We start from the raw sequence: 20,430 nt of genomic DNA, 5'->3' as shown, positions 1-20,430 counted from the left end.
GAATCACCTACGGAGAGGGCTTTCCCGCCCGGGGCGAGTGCACCACGAGGACAGGACAGTGCGCGTGGGCGACGCAGGCAGCGCTGACCGATCCGAGCAGCAGGCCGGCAAAACCGCCATGCCCGCGGCTTCCGACGACAAGTAGAGAGGCGCGCCTGCTTCCGCCAACTAACGACGTCCGTGCCGAGACGTGGACGAGCCTGACAATGACATGGCGCGGACGTTCGGGGCCAAAGGCTTCCGCGAGTGCACGCTCCAGATTTTCCTCAGCTTCGCGGGCGAAACCTTCTACCCCCAGAGCAAGATAGCCTTCATAACCTGCCGGATACTCCCAGCATCCCCAGGCTTCCAGGCGGGTCCCAAGGGCCAGCGCCAGACGAGTCCCTTGGCGAAGAGCTTCGATGGATGCGTCGGAACCGTCCACGCCGACGATGATCTTCTCCTCAGCGGCTTTGGCCATGATCTTCTCCTCGCGTGCCGTACGTGCACAGGCTTCCTCAAAGCATGTACCCGGCGGTTAAGGACGAACAGGGTCCAAGGTCACGACGCCGGCACAGCGTCCGCATCAACGTCCCGGACCCCACCATGACCTTTGGCCCTAGACGCTACGGCCCACCTGGTGAAGCCTGTCAACGAACCAGACTTCGGCGAATTTGGAGTAGCAGTGACGCAACAAGGGGGTCCGCCCCGATTCGGACTGGATGCAACCGGTCTGAGTTCTGAACGCGCCGCAGCATTGCTCAGGGAGTCGGGGCCAAACGTTCTTCCCACCGCGAAGCCGGTACGGCAGTGGCGGAAGCTCCTGGGCGAGTTGACGCATTTTTTTGCACTGATGCTGTGGTGCGCCGCTGCACTTGCCTTCGTCGGAGGCCTCCCGGAGCTTGGTGTTGCTATCATCGTGGTGGTCGTCGTCAACGGGATTTTCGCCCACATCCAGCAGGAACGTGCCCAGCACGCGGCCGCAAAACTGCGCGCGCTGCTGCCCGCTGACGTCTCCGTCCGCCGGGACGGACACATCCAGAGGGTTCACACCAGTGAACTGGTCCCGGGTGACGCCGTGGTCCTGACAGCAGGTGACCGGGTGCCCGCCGACGTCGTCCTGACTGTTGCCTCCGGCTGTGCCGTGGATGAGTCAATGCTGACAGGCGAGAGTGAAGCGGTAGCTAAGGCCAGCGGCGACAGCGCCTGGGGCGGGACGTTCCTCGTCAACGGAGACGCAGACGCGGTAGTGTCCCACACAGGTGGAAACACGCGGCTTGCCGGAATCTCCGCGCTGACCAGTGGAACAGTATCTCCGCCGACACCGCTGGCCCGTGAGCTGCGCCGGATCGTCCACATCATCGCGACGGTAGCACTGGCCGTCGCCGGGTTCTTCTTCCTCGTGTCCTTGTTGGTAGGCATCCCTTGGCAGGGCGCTTTCCTCTTCGCCATCGGCGTCGCCGTTGCCCTGGTCCCCGAGGGGCTCCTGCCGACCGTCACTCTCTCACTGGCGATGGGGGCCCAACGGATGGCGGCGCGGAACGCCTTGGTCCGCAATCTGGAGGCCGTGGAAACTCTGGGATCCACCACTTTCATCTGTACCGACAAGACAGGAACCCTGACGCAGAACCGGATGAACGCCGTCGAAGTCTTTACAGCCGACGGCCGTGCGAAGGTGACGGGGGAGGGTTACCAGCCGGAGGCCGACATAGAGGGAACCGGGATCTCCGCGGCCACCAGTACCGCGCTCGCGGCACGGGCCGCCTCCCAGGGCAGGGCTGTCCTCCACGGAGTTGAGTGGAGGACGGCGGGGGATCCGATGGAGGCTGCCATTGACGTTTTGGCGCGCCGTCTTTCCGGGTCCGCTCCCGTAGAAGCGATGCCTGCGCGGCGGTTCGCGTTTGATCCCCGCCGTCGGCGTGAATCGGCCATTGTCGGCGCCACCCTCTTTGTTAAAGGGGCGCCCGAATCGGTCCTGGCGCTCTGCGGAGAGTCCGCAGGCGCTGCGGCGGAAGAAGTTGAAGCGATGGCTTCCCGGGGGCTGCGGGTCATGGCGGTCGCGATGCGTGAGCTGCCCGGTCCGGTGCAGGACTGGCTGGGGCGCCTTCCCGAGGAGGCTGAAGTGGAGCTCACCCTGCTGGGGCTGATCGCCCTCCACGACCCGCCCCGGCCCGGCGTGGGGGAGGTGATCCAGACTGCCCGCGAAGCCGGGATCAGGGTCGGGATGATCACAGGCGACCATCCCGCCACGGCTGCGGCGATTGCCCGGGAAATCGGTCTGATGGGATCCCCGGAACTGGTTCTGGAAGGATCGCAGTTTCCTGAGGACGAACAGATCCTTGGCGCCTTGCTGGACCGGGATGGCATTGTGGTGAGCCGGGTCTCGCCGGAACAGAAGCTGCGGGTGGCCAAGGCGCTGCAGAGCCGCGGCCACGTCGTGGCCATGACAGGCGACGGCGTCAACGACGGTCCCGCGCTGCAGGAGGCCGATATCGGGGTGGCCATGGGACTCAGCGGAACTGACGTTGCCCGTGAAGCTGCCGATCTGGTGCTCCTGGATGACCACTTCGCCACGATCGTCGCAGCCATCGAACAGGGCCGGACCACGTACTCCAACATTCACCGCTTCCTGACCTACCACCTGACAGACAACGTTGCCGAACTGACGCCCTTCGTCATCTGGGCACTGTCCGGCGGCCAGTTCCCGCTCGCCCTCGGTGTACTGCAGATCCTCGCCCTCGACATCGGCACCGACCTCCTTCCCGCCCTCGCCCTGGGCGGCGAACCGCCAGGAAAAGGTGTGCTGAAGCGGCCACCCGAAAGACGGCATCTGATGGACCGCCGGCTGATGTTCCGGGTGTTCTGCGTGCTGGGTCCCGTGGAAGCGGCCATGGAAATGACGGCGTTTTCCGTGGTGCTGTTCGGCGGCGGGTGGACGCGCGGAGACCCGCAGGATGCCGATCTGGTGATGGCGGCGTCCGGAGCCGCCTTCACCGCCGTCGTGCTTGGCCAGCTGGCCAATGCTTTCGCCTGCCGCAGCGCCACCCTGCCGCCCTGGAAGCAGGGCTGGCTCACTAATCGCCTGCTGCTCTGGGCGGTGCTGGCAGAAATCGGCGCTTTGGCCGTGTGCCTTTACGCAGTGCCTGTTTCCGCCGTACTTGGACACCTCCCGCCGCCGCTCCTCGGGTTCGCCGTTGCGGCTTTGGCTGTTCCCGCGGTGCTGGCAGCCGACTGGGCTTACAAGAGGCTAAGACGGCACGGAACAAAAGCCGGATAGCACCCTTCTCACGCCGGAGTCCGCAGGACCAAAGCCTCTGCTGCTGCCGCGGCTGACCCGGGAGGATCGAGCCATGAATGCAAGGACGACGATGACCGACGTTCACGTGGTGTGGCTGGAAGACGTAGGGATGGGCGATGTGCCCTCCGTGGGCGGCAAGAACGCATCGCTGGGTGAGCTGACACGCTCCCTGATAAGTTCGGGCGTCCGGGTACCGGAGGGCTTTGCCACCACGGCCTCCGCCTACCGGGCGTTCGTCGCCGCCAACGGCATCGAACCGGCGATGCGTGCCTCGATCGATGCATACCGGGCGGGCCGGACAAGCCTGCGGGAAGCCGGCGAATCCATCCGGGAACTCATCCTTGAAGGGCAGTTTCCGCCGGACAGCGCCGCCGACATCAGGGAACACTACAGAGCCTTGTCCCAACGGACAGGACAGGCCCGGGCCTCGGTTGCCGTGCGCAGCAGCGCCACGGCAGAGGACCTTCCGGACGCGAGTTTCGCCGGCCAGCAGGAAACCTTCCTTAACGTTGCCGGCGAGCGGGAGCTGATGGAGGCCTGCAGGCGGTGTTATGCCTCGCTGTTCACCGACCGGGCCATCAGCTACCGGGAAATCAAGGGGTTCGACCATCTGGATGTGGCCTTGTCCATCGGCGTGCAGAGGATGGTGCGTTCAGACCTTGGGGCATCCGGGGTGATGTTTTCCATCGACACAGAATCAGGATTCCCGCGCAGCGTGCTGATCAGCGCCGCGTGGGGGCTGGGAGAAACGGTGGTCCAGGGCACCATCAACCCCGATAAGTACCAGGTATTCAAGCCACTGCTGTCCACCACACAATTTGCACCGATCATCGAGAAAACAATGGGCTCGAAAGAACGGAAGATGGTTTACAGCCGGGGCGGGCACGCGCGAACCAGGACAGTTGACACGACAGACCAGGAGCGGCGCTCCTTGGTACTCACCGAGTCCGAGATTTTGACCCTAGCTCGCTGGGCTGTGGCGGTGGAGGACCACTACGGGTGTCCTATGGACATGGAGTGGGCCAAAGACGGGTCCACCGGCGAACTCTTCATGGTCCAGGCACGGCCGGAGACTGTCCAGGCGCGGCGCAGCGGGTCCGTTTTCCGCGTCTACCACCTTCGCGAATCGGGCCCTCGGCTTGTCTCCGGTGCGGCGATCGGTGAATCGATCGCGCACGGCTCCGCCTGTGTGGTCCGGGACGCCCGGGACATCGACAAATTCCGGGACGGCGCCATCCTGGTGACCCAAATGACCGACCCTGACTGGGTTCCCATCATGCAGCGCGCCGCCGGCATCGTTACCGACCACGGCGGCCCGACAAGCCATGCCGCGATTGTGAGCAGGGAGCTGGGCGTGCCCGCCGTGGTGGGGACAGGAAACGGCACCTCGGTCCTTGAGGAAGGAACGCCCATCACGCTTTCCTGCGCGGGCGGTGAGGACGGGGAGGTCTACGAGGGCACCCTCGCTTTCGATGTCGAAGAGGTTGACCTCGGGGCCCTGCCTGCGACCCGGACCGCCGTCATGGTCAACATCGCCAGCCCGTCAGCCGCCTTCCAGTGGTGGCGCCTGCCCGCGGCCGGCGTGGGCCTGGCACGGATGGAATTCATCATCAGCAACCTCATCCGGATCCATCCCATGGCGCTGGTCCATCCCGAACGCGTCACAGAAGCCGGCGAGGCTGCACGCATCAGGGAGCTCACGTACGGCTACACCGACCTGCAGGAATACTTCGTTGACGTCCTCGCCAGGGGCATCGCCAAGATCGCGGCGCCCTATCACCCGCTCCCCGTGATCGTCAGGCTCAGCGACTTCAAAAGCAACGAATACGCACACCTGATCGGAGGCGGCTCCTTCGAAGTTGCCGAAGAGAATCCCATGCTGGGATTCCGCGGGGCCTCGCGTTACTACGACAAGCGTTACCGGGAAGGATTCGCCCTGGAATGCCGGGCGCTGAAACGAGTACGCGAGAAACTCGGATTCTCCAACGTCATTGTCATGGTGCCGTTCTGCCGCACCCTCCACGAGGCAGACCTGGTGATCAAGGTGATGGCAGAAAACGGCCTGGTCCGTGGTGAGGAGGGACTGCAGATCTACATGATGTGCGAGGTTCCCTCGAACGTCATCCTCGCGTCGGAATTCGCCCGGCGCTTCGACGGATTCTCCATAGGGTCGAATGACCTGACACAGCTTGTCCTGGGGGTTGACCGCGATTCTGAACAGCTGGCCGGGCTTTTTGACGAGAGGGACGAAGCGGTCACGTCGATGATCGCAGAGGTTATCGGCAAGGCGCATGCAGCCGGGATCAAGATCGGTATCTGCGGCCAGGGCCCGAGCAACCACCCGGACTTCGCGGAATTCCTGGTGAAGGAGGGCATCGATTCCATTTCGCTCAACCCCGACACGTACCTCAAGACGGTTCCCGTGATCGCTGCGGCCGAAAAGTCCGAAAAGTGACTCGGCTGGGCATTCTCACGAGCGGCGGAGACTGCCCCGGGCTGAATGCGGTGATCCGCGGTGCAGTGCTGAGTGGCGTCATTTCCCACGGGTATGACTTTGTCGGTTTCCGGGACGGGTGGCGAGGGGTGCTTGACGGGGACGTGGTCCCGTTGCCGCGGCACGCCGTGCGGGGACTTTCCCGTCTTGGCGGGACCATCCTTGGTACATCGAGGACCAATCCGCTAAAGGAAGGCGGAGTGGGGGCGGTGCGCGAAAGCCTCAGCCGTCTCGGAGTGGACGGCCTGGTCGCCATCGGGGGAGAGGGCACCCTGGCGGCCGCGCAGGAACTGTCAGACCAGGGAATTAAGGTGGTGGGCGTTCCAAAGACCATCGATAATGACCTCGACGCCACCGATTTCACCTTCGGCTTCGACACCGCGGTCCAGACGGCGACAGAGGCCATCGACCGGCTGCGCACCACGGGGGAGTCGCATCACCGCTGCATGATCGCAGAAGTCATGGGCCGAAATGCCGGCTGGATCGCCCTTCATGCCGGGATGGCTTCCGGCGCCCACGCCATCCTCATTCCGGAACACACGGTTCCGTTGGGGCAGGTTGCCGGGTGGGTGCAGTCCGCACACGACCGCGTGGGCACCGTTGGTGGTTGTCGCAGAGGCGTTCGTCCCGGAGGGCCAGGACGCGCCGTACTCGCCCCGCGGCCTGGACACCTTCGGCAGGCCCCGGCTGGGCGGAATCGGTGTGCTCATGGAGCACGAACTGCAGTCGCTGACCGGAATCGAAACCCGGGCGACGGTTTTGGGGCACATCCAGCGGGGTGGCGCCCCCACCGCCTTTGACAGGGTGCTGGCCACACGGCTGGGCATGGCAGCCGTGGATTCGGCTGCCAACGGCCGTTGGGGGACCATGGTCTCCCTGCGCGGTACGAGCATCGTGAACGTCGGATTTGACGCTGCGCTGGGCCGGCTCAAGACCGTTCCCGAGGACCGTTACCGTGAGGCAGCGGTCCTGTTCGGCTGATCCGTGGCCGGATCCTGCTGTTAGCCGCGCGTTATCTCGATCTTCCTCGCCGGGGGCTGCTGGGCGGCCGTCGGCACCGGCGTCCTGACCTCCAGCACCCCGTCCCTGTAGGAAGCAGTGATGTCCTCCTGTTGAACGCCGTCGGGCAAAGCGAGCCTCCGCACGAAAGAACCATAGCGGAACTCCGAGCGGTAACTGTCCTTTTCCTTCTGCTCGGACTGCTCCCTGCGCTCGGCCTTGATCTCAAGGGCGCCGTCAACGATGGTGACGCTGACGTCCTTGTCCGGATCGATCCCTGGCAGTTCGGCCCGGACCACAAGTGTGTTGCCTTCAACCGATTCTTCGACGCGGATCCCCGACGCCGCTGTATCACCTTCGAAAATTCTTTCAATCATCTCGACGGGGGAGCGCCGGGTGTCAAACCATTTCATCAAATCAGCCATGGCTGCCTCCTTGCTTGGATGACCGTCGGGGCATGACGTGCCCGACTCCTTAAGGGTCGGGCAAAGGGCCGGGAGGACCCAGAGGCTTTGGTCCTGAGTGCCGGGAAGGTTGCGCTGATGGTGCGGTTCAATGCGAGCCGGCATTGGAGGGCTAGGATCAGTTGCATGAGCAGCTCCCCCTCAGAGTCTCACACGGAAGTCCTCGCCCCGGCTGACTGCTGGAAGTATCTCCAGTCTTCCTATATCGGGCGGCTGGCCGTGATCAACGGTGCGGTCCCCGAGATCTTTCCCTTGAACTTCATGACTGTCGGCGAAACGGTGGTCTTCCGCACGGCGCCCGGCACGAAACTTCGTGCCCTCCTCAGCGGCGCCGCCGTGGCTTTTGAGACAGACGGGCTGAATGCATACGCCACCGAAGTGTGGAGCGTTGTGGTCAAGGGAATGCCTGGGCCGTTTGACGGAGATCCGGCGGCCCTCCAGGAAGCCGGTCCTGACCGCGAACCGTGGCAGGCCGGACTCAAAGAGCATCTGGTGCAGATCGTCCCTACGGAGGTCTCCGGGCGAAGGTTTGCGGTTTCGCCGCGCACGCGCTGGTGGCCGCCGCAGGATTTTTCGGCGGACTGGCTCTAGGGCCGCGCCACTGAGTTCTGTGTCACCTTCGCAGGCCTATCGACAGGGTACCGCCGTGCGTGGACCTGGCTTAGTGCCAGGACCGCAAGGATGGCGACGGAGGCGGCGGCAAACGAGGCAGTTGTGAGTTCAGGAGGTGGCCATTCGAGCATAAAGAATTCCTGCAGGATGGGGACGGTCATCAGCAGGAACAGGCCCAGGCACATGGCTGCAATGATGGCCACGCGCAGGGCGCTGACCGGGCGGCTGACAGCCGCCAGCACGCTCAGGGCAACCAGGGAAAGGGTTACCACGGAGGCGGTGCGGCTGGCTCCGGCGCTGAAGCCGCCCGCCGTCACGGAATACACTTGCACAGCCAGTACCGCCGTCGCGACGATGATTCCGGCCGGGACGGCCATGGCCAGTGACCGTTTCAAGAATCCAGGTTTGTAGCGGCGTGGATTGCTCATCAGGGCCAGAAAGAACGCGGGGATGCCGATGGTGAGACCGTCAGTGGCGGAGAGCTGCCGGGGCAGGAACGGAAAGCTCCACAACAGCGCTCCGAACACTATCGACAGGACTACCGCGTAGGTTGTTTTGCTTAGGAACAGCACCGAGACCCGCTCAATGTTGGCGATGACCTGGCGGCCTTCGGCCACGACTGCAGGAAGCCTGTCAAAGCGCCCGTCCAAAAGCACTAATTGGGCCACGGCTTTGGTGGCGGGTGCCGCAGTGTCCATGGCGATCCCGATGTCCGCTTCCTTCAATGCCAGGGCGTCGTTGACGCCGTCACCCGTCATGGCGACGGTGTGCCCCATTCTCTGCAGCGCCATGACCATATCTTTCTTCTGGGCGGGCGTCACTCGACCGAACACGGACAAGCCGTCCAGCGTTTCCTCCATCAGGTGAGGGTCTGAGGGCAGGTGCCGCGCATCGTAGCCGACGACGGCGTCGAGCCCCACCTCACGGGCCACCGCCATGACCGTCCGGTGGTCATCGCCGGAGAGGATCTTCACGGCAACGCCCTGCTGGCGGAAATAGGACAGGGTCTGCGCTGCATCGGGGCGGACTTTTTCCCGGAATGTCAGCAGTGTGGCGGCTGTAAGCCCTGGTGGCAGTTGCACGTCGTCGGGATCCCTTTCGGGCGCAACGTCCTGCGAGTAAGCCAGTACCAGGGTGCGTAAACCCGCCCACGCGAGGCGGAGGGACTGGACCAGGACGTCACCGGTGGATGCGTTGTTCCCCTGCAAGACCATCTTGGGCGCACCGAGCACCCATGTTCCCGCAGCAGCATGAGGCGAAGAGAAACTCGCTGCGCTCCACTTCCTGGCGGAAGAGAAAGGAACGACGGCGGCCGGGACCCGGTTGCCGTCAAAGGCGAAGGTGCCCGCCAGGCTGCGGGCGGTGGCGTTGGCGTGGGGGTCGGCGCCGAACCATCCCAGTGCCTCCCTCCAGCCCGGCGGAGATGGAATGCCCGCAGCGTGCACACCGTCGAAGACCACCCTGCCCTCCGTCAGGGTACCGGTCTTATCGATGCACAGAACGTCCACACGGGCCAGTCCCTCCACAGCTGCCAGTTCCTGCACCAACACATTTTGGCGGGCCAGCCGGACACCACCGACCGCGAACGCAACACTGGTCATGAGCACCAGGCCCAAGGGAATCATGGCGATGGCGCCCGCCACTGCGCCGACGACCGCCTCCACCCATGCCCCGGTGGTGAAAGCCAGATCCCAGCCACCCTTAGCCTGCATCTGGCCGTTGGTGACGATCACGACGACAGGGAAGAGAGCCCAGCTGATCCAGTGAAGGACCCGGCCGATCCCGTTGTGGATCTCTGAATTAACCAGGGAAAAACGTTTCGCCTCCGCGGTGAGCCGGCTGGCGTACGAGCCGGCCCCTACGCCGACCACCCGCGCCTCGCCTTGCCCCGCCGTGATGGTGGAACCCGACCACGCGGTGGAGCCCCTGCCCTTGCCTACGGGTTCAGACTCGCCGGTAAGGAAGGATTCGTCAATTTCAAGGCCATCCCCGCTGATGATGACGGCGTCTGCCACGACCTGGTCGCCGGCATGCAGTACCGCGACGTCGTCCAGGACGACGTCGGAAACTGCGATGTCCTGGACCTGGCCTTCACGGAGCACCCTGGCCCGGGGGGCGTCAAGGACGGCCAGCCGGTCCAGCAGCCTCTTGGCGCGGTACTCCTGGACCACGCCGATGACGGCGTTGCTGAGCGCGGCGAAGCCGAAGAGCGCGTCCTTCCACTGCCCCAGGAAGAGCAAGAGCAGGAAGCAGCCGCCAACAATGCCGTTAAAGAGGGTCAGCACATTCGCCCGGACAATCTGCCACAGGCTTCTGCTCGAATTGTCGGGAACTCCGTTGGCCAGGCCTGCCAGCGTTCGTTCCTTCACATCATCGGCGGAGAGACCGGATCCTGCGGGAGCATCAGCCCCGGGCGGATATGGCGCCGCTGCCGTGCCCACGCGGCTCACTCAGGGTGCCGGCGAGAGGGCTGCGCCGAGCGTCTTTCCCCATTCGCGCGCCCGGTCGAGTTCACCTGGCAAAAGCTGGTTGGCGTCATCGACGAGGAAGCTCGCAGGCTCGACTATCAGCTCAAGGCCATGTTGCTTGAGTCGTTTCGCGATGCCTTTGGACGCGTGACCGGTCACTAGCTTGTTCCCCTTCAGCCGGGTGTCGAAGGCGGCCGCTTTTCCGGTTGCCTTGTCCAGGAAGTCGAACCATGCCCGCAAGCCCGGTCCTCCCGATGCGGCGTCCGGGACCAATCCCTTCTCCGGGTGTTCAAGGGCGTCTTTGACTGCCAGTTCCCACATCGGCTTCCTGCTCATGCCGTGGATGTGGGTCGGCCCTCCCACCACCAGGAGATCCGTGGCGGTGGGCTGGGTCTGGCCTGCCTCCTCCACGGACATCACGTGTGGTTCGGCCACCCCCTCCAGCCCTTGCGCTATCGCATCAGCGATTGCGCGTGTGTTGCCGTAGAGGGATTCGTAAACGATGGCTGCTTTCATGGTGTGGCCTTCTTCTCGAGTGCTGAGGCCAGGTCCTGGGCCCAGCTCGCTGCCTTTTCAAGTTCTCCACCGCGCAGGGGCCCTTCGGTGCCCCGGACGTAGAACGGGGCGGGGCGGGCGATGGCGTGGGCGCGCCTTCCGTGAGCAGTTTGGTCACCTTCTTGGCGGCGTCGCCATGGATGAAGAAGCGGACGCGGGTGTCGAACGCTGCGGCCTTGATGCCCTGAGCCGGCCGTTGCCCAACTGCGCCAGCAGTACCGTGATTTTGAGGGTGGGCCGCCAGCCGTTGATGGGGGAGCCGACGATGAGGAGATCGCCGCCTGACAGGTTCCCGGGGTTGAAGTCCGTCACGGAAACCGCTGCAGCGCGGATAGGTTTGAGGCCTTGTGCGATGGCTCTGCAACCGCCTTGGTGTTCCCGTATGCGGAGTCGTAAACAACGTAGCCTTTCATGCGGTGATCACTACTTTCAGGGCGTTTGTCTCCGCGGCCCGGGCGAAGGTGTCGTAGGCGTCCATGAACTGGTCAAAACGGAAGCGGTGTGTTGCAAACTTTTCCGCCGGGAGCTTCTTCTGGGCCACGAGTTTCAGCAGCATCGGAGTGGTGTTGGCGTTCACGAGTCCCATGCTGATGTTGATGTTCTGGATCCAGAGGTTCTCCACATGGAGTTCCACTGATTTGCCGTGCACCCCCACGTTGGCGACATTCCCGCCCGGCCGGACGATCTCCGTGCACATGCTGAAGGTCGCGGGAATGCCCACTGCCTCGATGGCCACATCCACGCCCTGGCCGTCGGTCAGGCCCAGCACCTGTTCCTTCCAGTCGGCGTCGCCTGACAGGACGACCTCGGTGGCGCCAAACTCGCGGGACTTCTGCAAGCGGTTCGCGTCAAGGTCGATGGCGATGATGGTCGCCGCTCCGTAGAGCCCGGCGGTGGCGATTGCGGCCAGCCCGACCGGACCCACCCCGACCACCGCTACCGTGTCGCCGGGCTTGACCCGGCCGTACTGGACCCCGATTTCGAAGCCCGTGGGGAGGATGTCCGACAGCATGACGGCCTGCTCGTCGCTTACACCGTCGGGCAGCAGATGGAGGGAGTTTTCGGCGTATGGGACCCGCACGTATTCGGCTTGCGTGCCGTCGATCAGGTGGCCGAAGACCCAGCCGATGCCCGAGGCACCCTCGTCGCCCATGCAGTGCGAATAGAGGCCGCTCTTGCAGTTGGCACAGTGGCCGCAGGACTTGATACAGGAGATGATCACGCGGTCGCCCGGTTTCAGGCTAGTCACGGACGACCCGACCTCAGTAATGGTTCCCACTCCTTCGTGGCCCAGGATTCTTCCTTCCGTCACGGCCGGCACATCCCCTTTGAGGATGTGCAAATCCGTCCCGCAAATGGTGGTGGTGTCAACCTTGACAATGGCATCGGTGGGATTCCGGATCGCCGGATCGGGGACTTCCGTCCAGGACTTCTTCCCTGGGCCTCCGTAAACAATAGCTTTCATAACCGTTCCTGCCTGTTGCTGTTGATAGGGTTCCACGGCGTGCGGAATGCTGCTCCACCTCAACGATGACGCCCGATTGCCTCGCCGGTAAGGGACAAAAGTCCCGGAAGTCCGACGGCGGCGGCTCAGGTCGCCACATTGCCCGCGGTCCCGCCGGGGAGATCAGGACAGGGGCCGTGGCGTGGTGAAGGACTGCGTGGGCATTTGACCCGATAGCTCCTCTGAGGAGCCCCCGGCCCTTGCTTCCGACGACGATGAGGGCGGCACCACGGGCAGCATTAAGGAGCGCCCGCGGGACGGAAGTATCCTGGGCAACGTGCTGGCTGATAGTCACGTCCGAAGCCAGACCGCTGGCGTCGTGAGCGGCCGTCAGGAGGAGGCGACGGGCCGCTCCTTGGCCCCCTCCGGCCTCGTGGGCTGTGCGGTCATGGGACCGGATGACGTGGATGATCATCAGGTCCGCTCCCGTAGCACTGGCCATGGCACAGGCAATACTCAGGGCGCCCGCCGACCCGGAAGAGTCAATTCCCACCACGATGCGCCCCTCCGGGTTCTTATCGAACCGGATGACCGCAACGGGGCAGGACGCCGTCGCCGCGAGTTCCAGACTTACTGAACCCACCAGAAGTCCCATAAATCCACCGATCCCGCGGCTGCCAAGAACCAGCATCCGCGCATCTTCCGCGATCCGCCGGAGATGGCCTGCAGGAAGTCCGTACAGGAGGCTGCTCCGGATCCTGACCCGGGGCGCCACTGACAGCGCCTCAGCTTTCCCCTCATCAAGGATGGCCTGCGCCTGATGTTGCAGCCCGCTTCCCTCTATGCCCTTGACGGGTCCAAGGTCGCTGGTCAGCAGCGGCCACAGTGAGCAATGAACCACCTGCAACTCACAGTCCAAAAACTTCGCGTGCCGTGCAGCCCAGCGCACAGCCAGGGCTGCCTCAGCCGATCCGTCGTAGCCAACTACCACGCGGTCAGGGGAGGGCATGGCTGGACCCGGCCTTGCCGCCGCCCTCCACGGAGGCCTGCCCGGGAGCAATCGAAATCCCTGCCGGCAGGTCTGAGCCATGCGCGACGAGGACTGGGCATTTTGCGTGTTCAGCCACCGTTGCGCTCACCGCACCCAGCAGCTGCCCTTCAAATCCGTCGTGGCCGCGGCTGCCCCCTACAACCATGTGCGCAGACCTGCTTTCTTCGACTAGGACCTTGGCCGCCGGCCCTTGGGACACCACCATTTCGAGCCTCGCAGGAGGAACACCGTAGAAGGCCTTGGCCACTGCCTCGGCACAGATTTTCCGGGCTTCTTCATCGGGGTTCCAGACAACCGGGGTGAAAGTGCCGAAGGCGATCTGGAACTGCTAGGAGGACATGGCCCGGATACGGGCGTTGAGCAGCGGCGCCAATGCGCCCGCCCAGCGCAGAGCGAGTGTGGAAGGAGCGCTTCCGTCTACGCCCACCACGATTGGCGGCAGTTCAGCCGCCGGTGGCATCGTGTTCCTCGGCCTCCTGGCTGACCACCAGCACAGGGCAGTGCGCATGGGCTGCACACGCTGCGCTGACGGAGCCCATGAGCTGGCCAAAGAGGCCGCCGTGGCCGCGTCGACCAACGACGAGCATTTGGGCGTTGCGGCTTTCGTCAACCAGGACCTTCGCAGGCGATCCCACTTTGACAGCTGTCGTGAGATGTTCTGGGCGCTCCGCGCCGTAGGCCCTGTCGATGGCCTGTTCCATGAGGCGTTTGGCGATGGCCTCAAGCTCGGCCGTTGTATCGATGTAACCCGGAGGCAGGTGCGCGGGCAGGTAGAAGTCGGAGAAGCCCAGGCATGTGACGACGTGCAACGGTGCGGCCAGTGCGGACGCCAGGCGCCCGGCGAGGCGCAGCGCCGCGGGGGAGTATTCGGAACCGTCGATTCCGACAAGGATGCGATCGTTATCACTCATGGCAGTACCTTCCCCCAGGATCCGGCGGTGGCCTAGGGCCGAAGGTCACTGAAGGCACACGGTTTCCGGCGGCGCCTCAGGCTGGTCGAAGCAACACTGCGGCCCCCGTGAACCGGTCCAGGGACAGGTCCAGCAATGCCTGGTCTGCCTTTGTCCACGGATAGGGGGTAGTGGTGGGGCGGAGCGGTATTTGCTCTGCCAGCGCGAGGAGTTCCCGCCCGTCGGCTCTGGTATTGGCCGTGACGCTGCGCAGGCGGCGCTCCTGAAAAAGGTCCTTTTGATAGTCCAGGACCGGGATGTCGCTCAAGTGGATGCCTGCGACGGCGAGGGTTCCTCCGCGGTCCAGAGCTCGAAGCGCGATTGGTACCAGCCGGCCCGCAGGAGCGAAGAGGATGGCCGCGTCCAGCAGCTCAGGCGGGACTGCTTCAGCGGGCCCGGCGAACTTTGCCCCCAGTTCAAGGGCCAGCCTCTGCGCCGCCGCCGACCGTGTCATGACATAGACGCTTGCACCCTCGTAGATAGCCATCTGCGCCGTCAGGTGGGCCGATCCGCCAAAGCCATAGATGCCGAGTTTGCCTCCCGGCGGAAGGCCGGAGGAACGAAGCGCCCGATAACCGATGATCCCGGCACACAGCAAGGGCGCCGCGTGCTCATCGGTAAATGCTTCGGGTATCCGGTACGCGTAATCCTCGTGGACGGTCATCAGCTCCGCGTAGCCGCCGTCCGCATCCCAGCCGTTGAATGACGGGGCGAGACAGAGGTTCTCTGACCCGCGGGCACAGAAGCGGCAAGAGCCGCACGTACGGGCCAGCCAGGCTGCCCCCACGCGCTCGCCAAGACGGAACCGGGAGCTGCCAGCTCCGAGCCCCACCACCTCGGCGACCACTTCATGGCCAGGGATCCGTCGAGCAGCACGGGGCCGCAGGTCTCCTTCAGCAAGGTGAAGATCTGTGCGGCATACACCACATGCACGAACCGAGAGCAGGACCTCGCCCGGCCCCGGCGATGGATCAGGGCGCTCGCCCAGGCGCAACGGACCTGACACGATGGGGCCGGGTTTTTCAACCCACCATGCCCTCATGACTGGTCATTCAAGTCCGGCGCGGGTGGCCTCATCCAAGGGACCGCCCCAGGTCAACGGGGCGGCGATCTTGAAACGCCGTCCACTGACACTCTCCGGGACAATACGGAGGAAATGGTCCTTGGGGCCTGTCTCCCAGGGGAACAGTAACTGTCCTACGGAGTCAAGGAGTTCAGGGGTACGGGTGAGGGCTGTGGCCGGCCCTTTCACGACGACACTCCAGGCAACGCCCCCATCCGTGTCAGCACCATCGGCTTCAAGCGCCACCAGCTTGCCCAATGCGGACGCAAGCTTGGTGCCGGCACCTGTTCGGAAGACAAGTGATTCACGGTCAACCTTGTAATTGATGGGAAAGATCTCGGGGTGGTCGTTCACCCACACGGCAAGGCGGCCCACGGAGTCGCCCCGCAGCAAACGCCAGCACTCTTCAGTTGGCAGCACGGCGGTCTCCGGTATCGATGCATCTGGGGTCATGGCCACGATCATACGGAGCAGGTGCGACCGGCTGTAGGGCACAAAGACCCCTCACCGAACCTGCGGTGCTGGATGAACCTCCCCTGCAGGGGTAGTCTGTGTGCACCGGCTGCAGCCGGCAGGCCGGCCCGCGTGGATGTCCATCGAAAGGCGGGTTACATTGAACGAGCCCATACACCCCACCAGTACGGGCGCCCGGCAACCCGTTGCCGGGCCTCGAATCGACGAACTTCGTACCGACTTTGTTGACCGTGCCGGGGAAATGGTAAGCGACCAGCAACGGATGCAAGGACTTCTAAGTGCCGTCGTTGCCTTGGCCGAGGATCTTAGCCTGGAGGCGGTGCTGCACAGAGTGGTCAGTTCAGCGTGCCACCTTCTCGGGGCTGATTATGGGGCCTTGGGAGTGATTGGAGGCGACCGTGCCCTGAGCCATTTCATCACTGTGGGGATAGATGAGGGACTCGCCCGTCAGATTGGCCCCCTCCCCACAGGACATGGCGTTCTTGGCCTCCTGATCCGCGATCCGAAGCCGCTGCGGCTGCATGATCTTAGCCAGCATCCGGATGCCTACGGGTTTCCCAAGAATCATCCGCAGATGAAATCTTTCCTGGGCGTGCCGATCCGAGTGAGGGACGTTGTGTTCGGCAATCTCTACATGACCCATAAGAGAGGCGGCGGCGACTTCACAGACGAAGACGAAGACCTGGCCGAGGCACTTGCTGCAGCCGCCGGCGTCGCCATCGAAAACGCCAGGCTCTATGACGATGCCCGGCGCAGAACCGCATGGCTTCAGGCCTCCATGGATGTGACCAACAAAATGATGGGCGACGAGGAGACGCCGGAGGGCCAGAATGGGGGACTGGACATGATCGCCGCCAGAGCACTCCAGGAGTCCGGTTCCACCCTTGCCCTCATCCTGGTCCAGGAGGACACTCCCGACTTGTACCGGATCGCCGGAGGTGCGGGGAACCATGCTCCGGAGTGGGTCGGACGGCTTTTGTCGTTTGACTCGGGCGAAATGGACACCGTTCTCGCCACGGGCCACGCCGCTGTGATTGAAGACGCATCGTCTGCCCTCGGCACCGGAAGTGACCTGGCCACGAGCCGGCTCCTGGTTATCGACCTCAGCGCCCACGGCACCCACCACGGCCTACTGCTCCTCCTGCGGGAGCGTCAATCCGGGACGTTCAGTACGACGGACCTGGAGATGGGTCCCGTGTTCGGATCGCACGTCGCACTGGCGCTCGAGCTGGCGCGTGCGCATCGGCTGCGGGAGAAACTTGCCGTGTTTACCGACCGGGACCGGATCGCCCGCGACCTGCATGACCTCGTCATCCAGCGCCTGTTCGCAGCAGGGCTCAGCATCCAAAGCCTCCGACGTTATATGTCCGATGACTCCGCAGCCAGGACCATCCAGACTGTGACCGCCGAACTGGACGAGACAATCCGGGAGCTACGCAACACCATCTATTCGCTGGGTGACTCCGCCACGGCGAAGGAACTCCTCAGCAGCCGTGTCCTCCAGACGGTTCGTAGCGGCGCGCAGTCCCTGCCGTTTGTCCCCCTGCTGACTCTTACGGGGCCCATCGACGCGATCCGGGATGAAGAAACCGCCCTGAATATCCTGGCAATGATCACGGAGGGGCTGAGCAACGCCGTCCGGCACTCCGGAGCGGATTCGATCCGCGTGTCGGTTTCCGTGGACAACAGTCTTGTCGGCATCCTGATCCAGGACAACGGCACAGGATTCAGCGTGCCTTCGCCTGGCACCGGCCTGACGAACATGCAGCACCGGGCCGCCTCACTGGGCGGCACTTTCGAGGTCGCCAGCTCCCCGGAAACGGGAACAGCACTGACATGGACGGCTCCAGTTTTCTGAGGTCAGTGTTCATGGTGCTGCGCCACATGGACCGCGGCCTGCGTCCGCCGTTCAAAACCCAACTTCGCAAGCAGGGATGAGACGTAGTTTTTGACTGTCTTTTCCGCCAGAAGCATACGTTCGCCGATCTGGCGGTTTGTCAGACCCTCCCCAATGAGCTCCAGCACCCTGCGCTCCTGCCGGGTCAAGGACGCGATTTTTGGGTCCACGCGCTCCGGTTCTGCCAGTCCCTGAACAATCCGGGCCTTCAGGTCGGCATCAAACAGGGATTCCCCCTTGGCGGCGCGGCGCAGGGCACCGATCAGGGCGGAACCGCCTATTTCCTTGAGAACGTACCCGGAGGCCCCGGCCAGGACCGCGCCCCGCAGCGCCTGCTCGTCGTCGTAGCTTGTGAGGATCAGGCAATTAATCGTTTCATCCACCGAATGCACATCGCGGCACACTTCGATCCCCGTCCCGTCCGGCAACCGGGCATCAAGTACTGCCACGTCCGGGCGCAGCGCCGGAATCCGACGTGCCGCTTCGGCGGCAGACCCGGACATGCCGACGACGACGAAACCTTCGCTTTCCAGGAGGTCCTGAAGGCCCCGCCGTACCAGCTCGTGGTCGTCAAGGATGAACACCCGGATACCGTCGTCGGATGATTCAGTCCATTGCTCCGATGCTGTCGAAGCGTTCATCATGTTCCTTTCTGTGTACCCGTTCCAACCGGTACCGAGGTGTCACGTCTGCGACTGACTCATTCTTGAGGAAGGACGGTATCGCCACAAGGGTCCAATGACCCGGCCGGCGCGGCGGGGTATGACCAATGGCCCTACCCCTGCCCGCGGAACCGGGGAAGGGACTGTGGAAATAACGGTGTATCCGGCTCGACACGCCGGGCGTTAAGCCTGGCGGGGAGGAGCCCGATATGGCCGCAACACTTGAGGCTGTGCCGAGTACGAAAACCGCTGAGAAGAAGACAGAAATATCCGAGGCTGACGCTGCCCGCGAGCTGGTCAGAATGGCGAAGGAACAGGGCCTGTCCCTGACCGGTCCCGATGGTCTGCTCAAGCAGCTGACCAAGACCGTGATCGAGACTGCGCTCGATGAGGAAATGACCGAGCACCTCGGATATAAAAAGCACGATACGGCCGGTAAACAGACTGGCAACTCCCGCAACGGGGTGCGCCCGAAAACGGTGTTGACGGAGACCGCCGGCCCCGTGCAGGTGGACGTGCCGCGGGACCGGGAAGGCACGTTCGAGCCGGTCATCGTCAAGAAGCGCCAGCGCCGCCTGACGGGGGTCGATGAGATGGTCCTCTCGCTCTACGCCAAGGGCTTGACCACGGGAGAAATCAGCGCCCATTTCGCCGAGATCTACGGTACGTCTGTGTCGAAGGAGACGGTCTCCCGGATCACCGACCGGGTGGTCGAGGAGATGGCCGCGTGGCAGAACCGGCCGCTGGACGAGGTCTACGCGGCGATCACCCGCGCTGAATGCCTGAAGGCGGGATCATCAGGCAACCCTTTTCTATGGAAAAATCCTGAGCGCGGTGTCCCAGTTGAAGTGCTGGTGCTCAGGGCTGACCTGCAGGCCCATAACAACCAGCATGAAGGCTTCAAGTTCGCGCGAACGCCGAAGCGGCCCCACGTCGATGGGCCTGAGTCCTGCGGCCGCTGCCACGGCGCTGACTTTCTCTTTGGCTTGCTCCGAGTCGCCGGCGATAAAAACGTCCAGATGTTGCCCGCCGACCTTTCCAGCCTCCAGGGTGGTGGGAAACGTGGTGTTGAATGCTTTCACCACATCCGCGCGTCCATCTAACAGCCGGGCTGTATTTTCGGCTGCGGAGGTGCCGGGCTCCGTGGTCAGCCGATCGAAATTCGTGACGTCCACGGTGTTGCTGATGTCTACGACGACCCGGCCGTCAAGAGCGTCGCCGATTTCCAGGAGGGCGTTATGGACTTCCTTGTGCGGGATGGCCAGGAAGATTATTGCTCCTGTGATGGCGGCCCCCGTCACGCCTCCTGTGGCACCGGGTCCGAGGCTTTCGACCAGATCCCGTGTTTTGGAGCCGTCACGGCCAAGAATCTGTACCGGGTTGTTCCCTCGCAGCATCGCCGTGGCGAGTGCGCGGGCCATGTGTCCGCTGCCGAGAATGCTGATGTTGGTCATGATCTTCCCTTGCTGGAAACGCCGCGATCTGCTTGTCCATCCAGTAGACATTGTTAGTCGGTTCGGGCAATAGGGACGAAAGCCCCGGAGGCGGTGGGGGCTTAAGGCACTGGCCGTTCAGTGCTTCAGCGAGACACTGGGTGAGTGGTGTGATGAAGGGAGCAGGAGNGCCCGAATCCTCGTACTACAGGGTGCCGGCGCAGTACGTGGAGGCCGTGGCCGAGGCGCAGGTGCTGCTGGGCCTTGCGCGTGACCGGCTGGCCGCGCGGCATCCGACGCTGCAAATCCTCACCAGCTGGCAGCCGGGCGAGCCGGCACCGATGCTGAGCCTGTTGTCCGTTGGCGCCGAGATTGTGGTTCTCGGTTCGGACCGTTCCGCAGACGGGCGAGGGGAGGGTTTCGGGTCGGTAAGCTTTCAGGCAGTAGTCCTCTGCCGGAGTCCCGTCGCAGTCATTCCCGCGCCAGCCCTACGTGTCAGGCTGGAACGGTGCCACTGGGTCATAGCAAGTCCGCTTGATCGCGTGGGGCGAGAACCAGGAATCTAATCATTATGTCTAGTCCAGTTT

Annotated in this window: 17 protein-coding genes and 2 pseudogenes; 6 read left to right on the top strand and 13 right to left on the bottom strand. The window is 63.9% G+C overall.

What is annotated here, in order from left to right:
• Positions 1 to 7 precede the first annotated feature (7 nt).
• Complete coding sequence (locus ACX80X_RS06150) at positions 8 to 460, bottom strand: universal stress protein (RefSeq protein ID WP_252599447.1); 453 nt, start codon at positions 458 to 460, stop codon at positions 8 to 10.
• A gap of 237 nt (positions 461 to 697) precedes the next feature.
• Between ACX80X_RS06150 and ACX80X_RS06145 the strand changes: the two genes are divergently transcribed.
• From ACX80X_RS06145 to ACX80X_RS06135, 3 genes and pseudogenes are all read left to right on the top strand, one after another.
• Entirely contained in the window at positions 698 to 3,256 is a 2,559-nt protein-coding gene (locus ACX80X_RS06145; RefSeq protein WP_252599557.1) for a cation-translocating P-type ATPase, read from the top strand.
• Between the two features lie 91 nt (positions 3,257 to 3,347).
• Positions 3,348 to 5,732, top strand: coding sequence for a phosphoenolpyruvate synthase (ppsA, locus tag ACX80X_RS06140; RefSeq protein ID WP_459309372.1), 2,385 nt, complete (start codon positions 3,348 to 3,350; stop codon positions 5,730 to 5,732).
• Positions 5,729 to 6,752, top strand: a pseudogene (locus ACX80X_RS06135) (6-phosphofructokinase). Before ppsA ends, ACX80X_RS06135 begins: the two are co-directional and overlap by 4 nt.
• Before the next feature lie 20 nt (positions 6,753 to 6,772).
• Here the strand turns inward: ACX80X_RS06135 and ACX80X_RS06130 are convergent.
• A complete protein-coding gene (locus tag ACX80X_RS06130; RefSeq protein ID WP_252568837.1) occupies positions 6,773 to 7,195 on the bottom strand; it encodes an Hsp20/alpha crystallin family protein in 423 nt (140 codons plus the stop codon).
• A 165-nt stretch (positions 7,196 to 7,360) separates the two neighbouring features.
• On the opposite strand from ACX80X_RS06130, the gene ACX80X_RS06125 reads away from it, so the two are divergent.
• Complete coding sequence (locus tag ACX80X_RS06125; RefSeq protein WP_252568836.1) at positions 7,361 to 7,825, top strand: pyridoxamine 5'-phosphate oxidase family protein; 465 nt, start codon at positions 7,361 to 7,363, stop codon at positions 7,823 to 7,825.
• Here the strand turns inward: ACX80X_RS06125 and ACX80X_RS06120 are convergent.
• The 9 genes from ACX80X_RS06120 to ACX80X_RS06080 form a co-directional block, all read right to left on the bottom strand.
• Entirely contained in the window at positions 7,822 to 10,287 is a 2,466-nt protein-coding gene (locus ACX80X_RS06120; protein WP_459311503.1) for an HAD-IC family P-type ATPase, read from the bottom strand. The two genes, ACX80X_RS06125 and ACX80X_RS06120, sit on opposite strands and share 4 nt — an antisense overlap.
• Before the next feature lie 9 nt (positions 10,288 to 10,296).
• On the bottom strand, positions 10,297 to 10,830 hold the full coding sequence (locus ACX80X_RS06115; protein WP_252599443.1) for a flavodoxin family protein: 534 nt from the start codon (positions 10,828 to 10,830) through the stop codon (positions 10,297 to 10,299).
• A 153-nt stretch (positions 10,831 to 10,983) separates the two neighbouring features.
• Positions 10,984 to 11,181: a hypothetical protein gene (locus tag ACX80X_RS06110; protein ID WP_252599442.1), complete on the bottom strand. Its 198-nt coding sequence runs from the start codon at positions 11,179 to 11,181 to the stop codon at positions 10,984 to 10,986.
• Positions 11,182 to 11,278: 97 nt separating this feature from the next.
• Entirely contained in the window at positions 11,279 to 12,334 is a 1,056-nt protein-coding gene (locus tag ACX80X_RS06105) for a zinc-dependent alcohol dehydrogenase family protein (protein ID WP_252599441.1), read from the bottom strand.
• The gene (locus ACX80X_RS06100; RefSeq protein ID WP_252599440.1) at positions 12,237 to 13,322 is read right to left on the bottom strand and encodes a universal stress protein; all 1,086 of its coding nucleotides are present in this window, start codon (positions 13,320 to 13,322) and stop codon (positions 12,237 to 12,239) included. The genes ACX80X_RS06105 and ACX80X_RS06100 overlap by 98 nt, the downstream gene beginning before the upstream one ends.
• Positions 13,309 to 13,683: a universal stress protein gene (locus tag ACX80X_RS06095; RefSeq protein WP_374210005.1), complete on the bottom strand. Its 375-nt coding sequence runs from the start codon at positions 13,681 to 13,683 to the stop codon at positions 13,309 to 13,311. Before ACX80X_RS06095 ends, ACX80X_RS06100 begins: the two co-directional genes overlap by 14 nt.
• Before the next feature lie 124 nt (positions 13,684 to 13,807).
• Positions 13,808 to 14,275, bottom strand: coding sequence for a universal stress protein (locus tag ACX80X_RS06090; RefSeq protein ID WP_252599438.1), 468 nt, complete (start codon positions 14,273 to 14,275; stop codon positions 13,808 to 13,810).
• 76 nt (positions 14,276 to 14,351) lie between these two features.
• Positions 14,352 to 15,356 carry a zinc-dependent alcohol dehydrogenase family protein gene (locus tag ACX80X_RS06085; protein WP_252599437.1) on the bottom strand — a complete coding sequence of 335 codons (1,005 nt, stop codon included), beginning with the start codon at positions 15,354 to 15,356 and terminating at the stop codon, positions 14,352 to 14,354.
• A 6-nt stretch (positions 15,357 to 15,362) separates the two neighbouring features.
• The gene (locus ACX80X_RS06080; protein ID WP_459311500.1) at positions 15,363 to 15,830 is read right to left on the bottom strand and encodes a pyridoxamine 5'-phosphate oxidase family protein; all 468 of its coding nucleotides are present in this window, start codon (positions 15,828 to 15,830) and stop codon (positions 15,363 to 15,365) included.
• 136 nt (positions 15,831 to 15,966) lie between these two features.
• Between ACX80X_RS06080 and ACX80X_RS06075 the strand changes: the two genes are divergently transcribed.
• Entirely contained in the window at positions 15,967 to 17,709 is a 1,743-nt protein-coding gene (locus tag ACX80X_RS06075; protein WP_308216166.1) for a GAF domain-containing sensor histidine kinase, read from the top strand.
• 2 nt (positions 17,710 to 17,711) lie between these two features.
• Here ACX80X_RS06075 and ACX80X_RS06070 read toward each other — a convergent pair whose 3' ends face one another.
• Positions 17,712 to 18,392: a response regulator gene (locus ACX80X_RS06070; protein WP_252599435.1), complete on the bottom strand. Its 681-nt coding sequence runs from the start codon at positions 18,390 to 18,392 to the stop codon at positions 17,712 to 17,714.
• Between the two features lie 227 nt (positions 18,393 to 18,619).
• Here ACX80X_RS06070 and ACX80X_RS06065 point away from each other — a divergent pair.
• Positions 18,620 to 19,177 (top strand): annotated as a pseudogene (locus tag ACX80X_RS06065) (transposase); the annotation flags it as partial.
• Positions 19,178 to 19,222: 45 nt separating this feature from the next.
• Here ACX80X_RS06065 and ACX80X_RS06060 read toward each other — a convergent pair.
• Positions 19,223 to 19,864 carry an NADPH-dependent F420 reductase gene (locus ACX80X_RS06060; RefSeq protein WP_256470957.1) on the bottom strand — a complete coding sequence of 214 codons (642 nt, stop codon included), beginning with the start codon at positions 19,862 to 19,864 and terminating at the stop codon, positions 19,223 to 19,225.
• Positions 19,865 to 20,430: the final 566 nt, after the last annotated feature.

It is taken from the genome of Pseudarthrobacter sp. MDT3-1 (assembly GCF_054510755.1).
The sequence above is the reverse complement of the archived record's forward strand: the minus strand, read 5'-3'. Positions and strand labels throughout refer to the sequence as shown.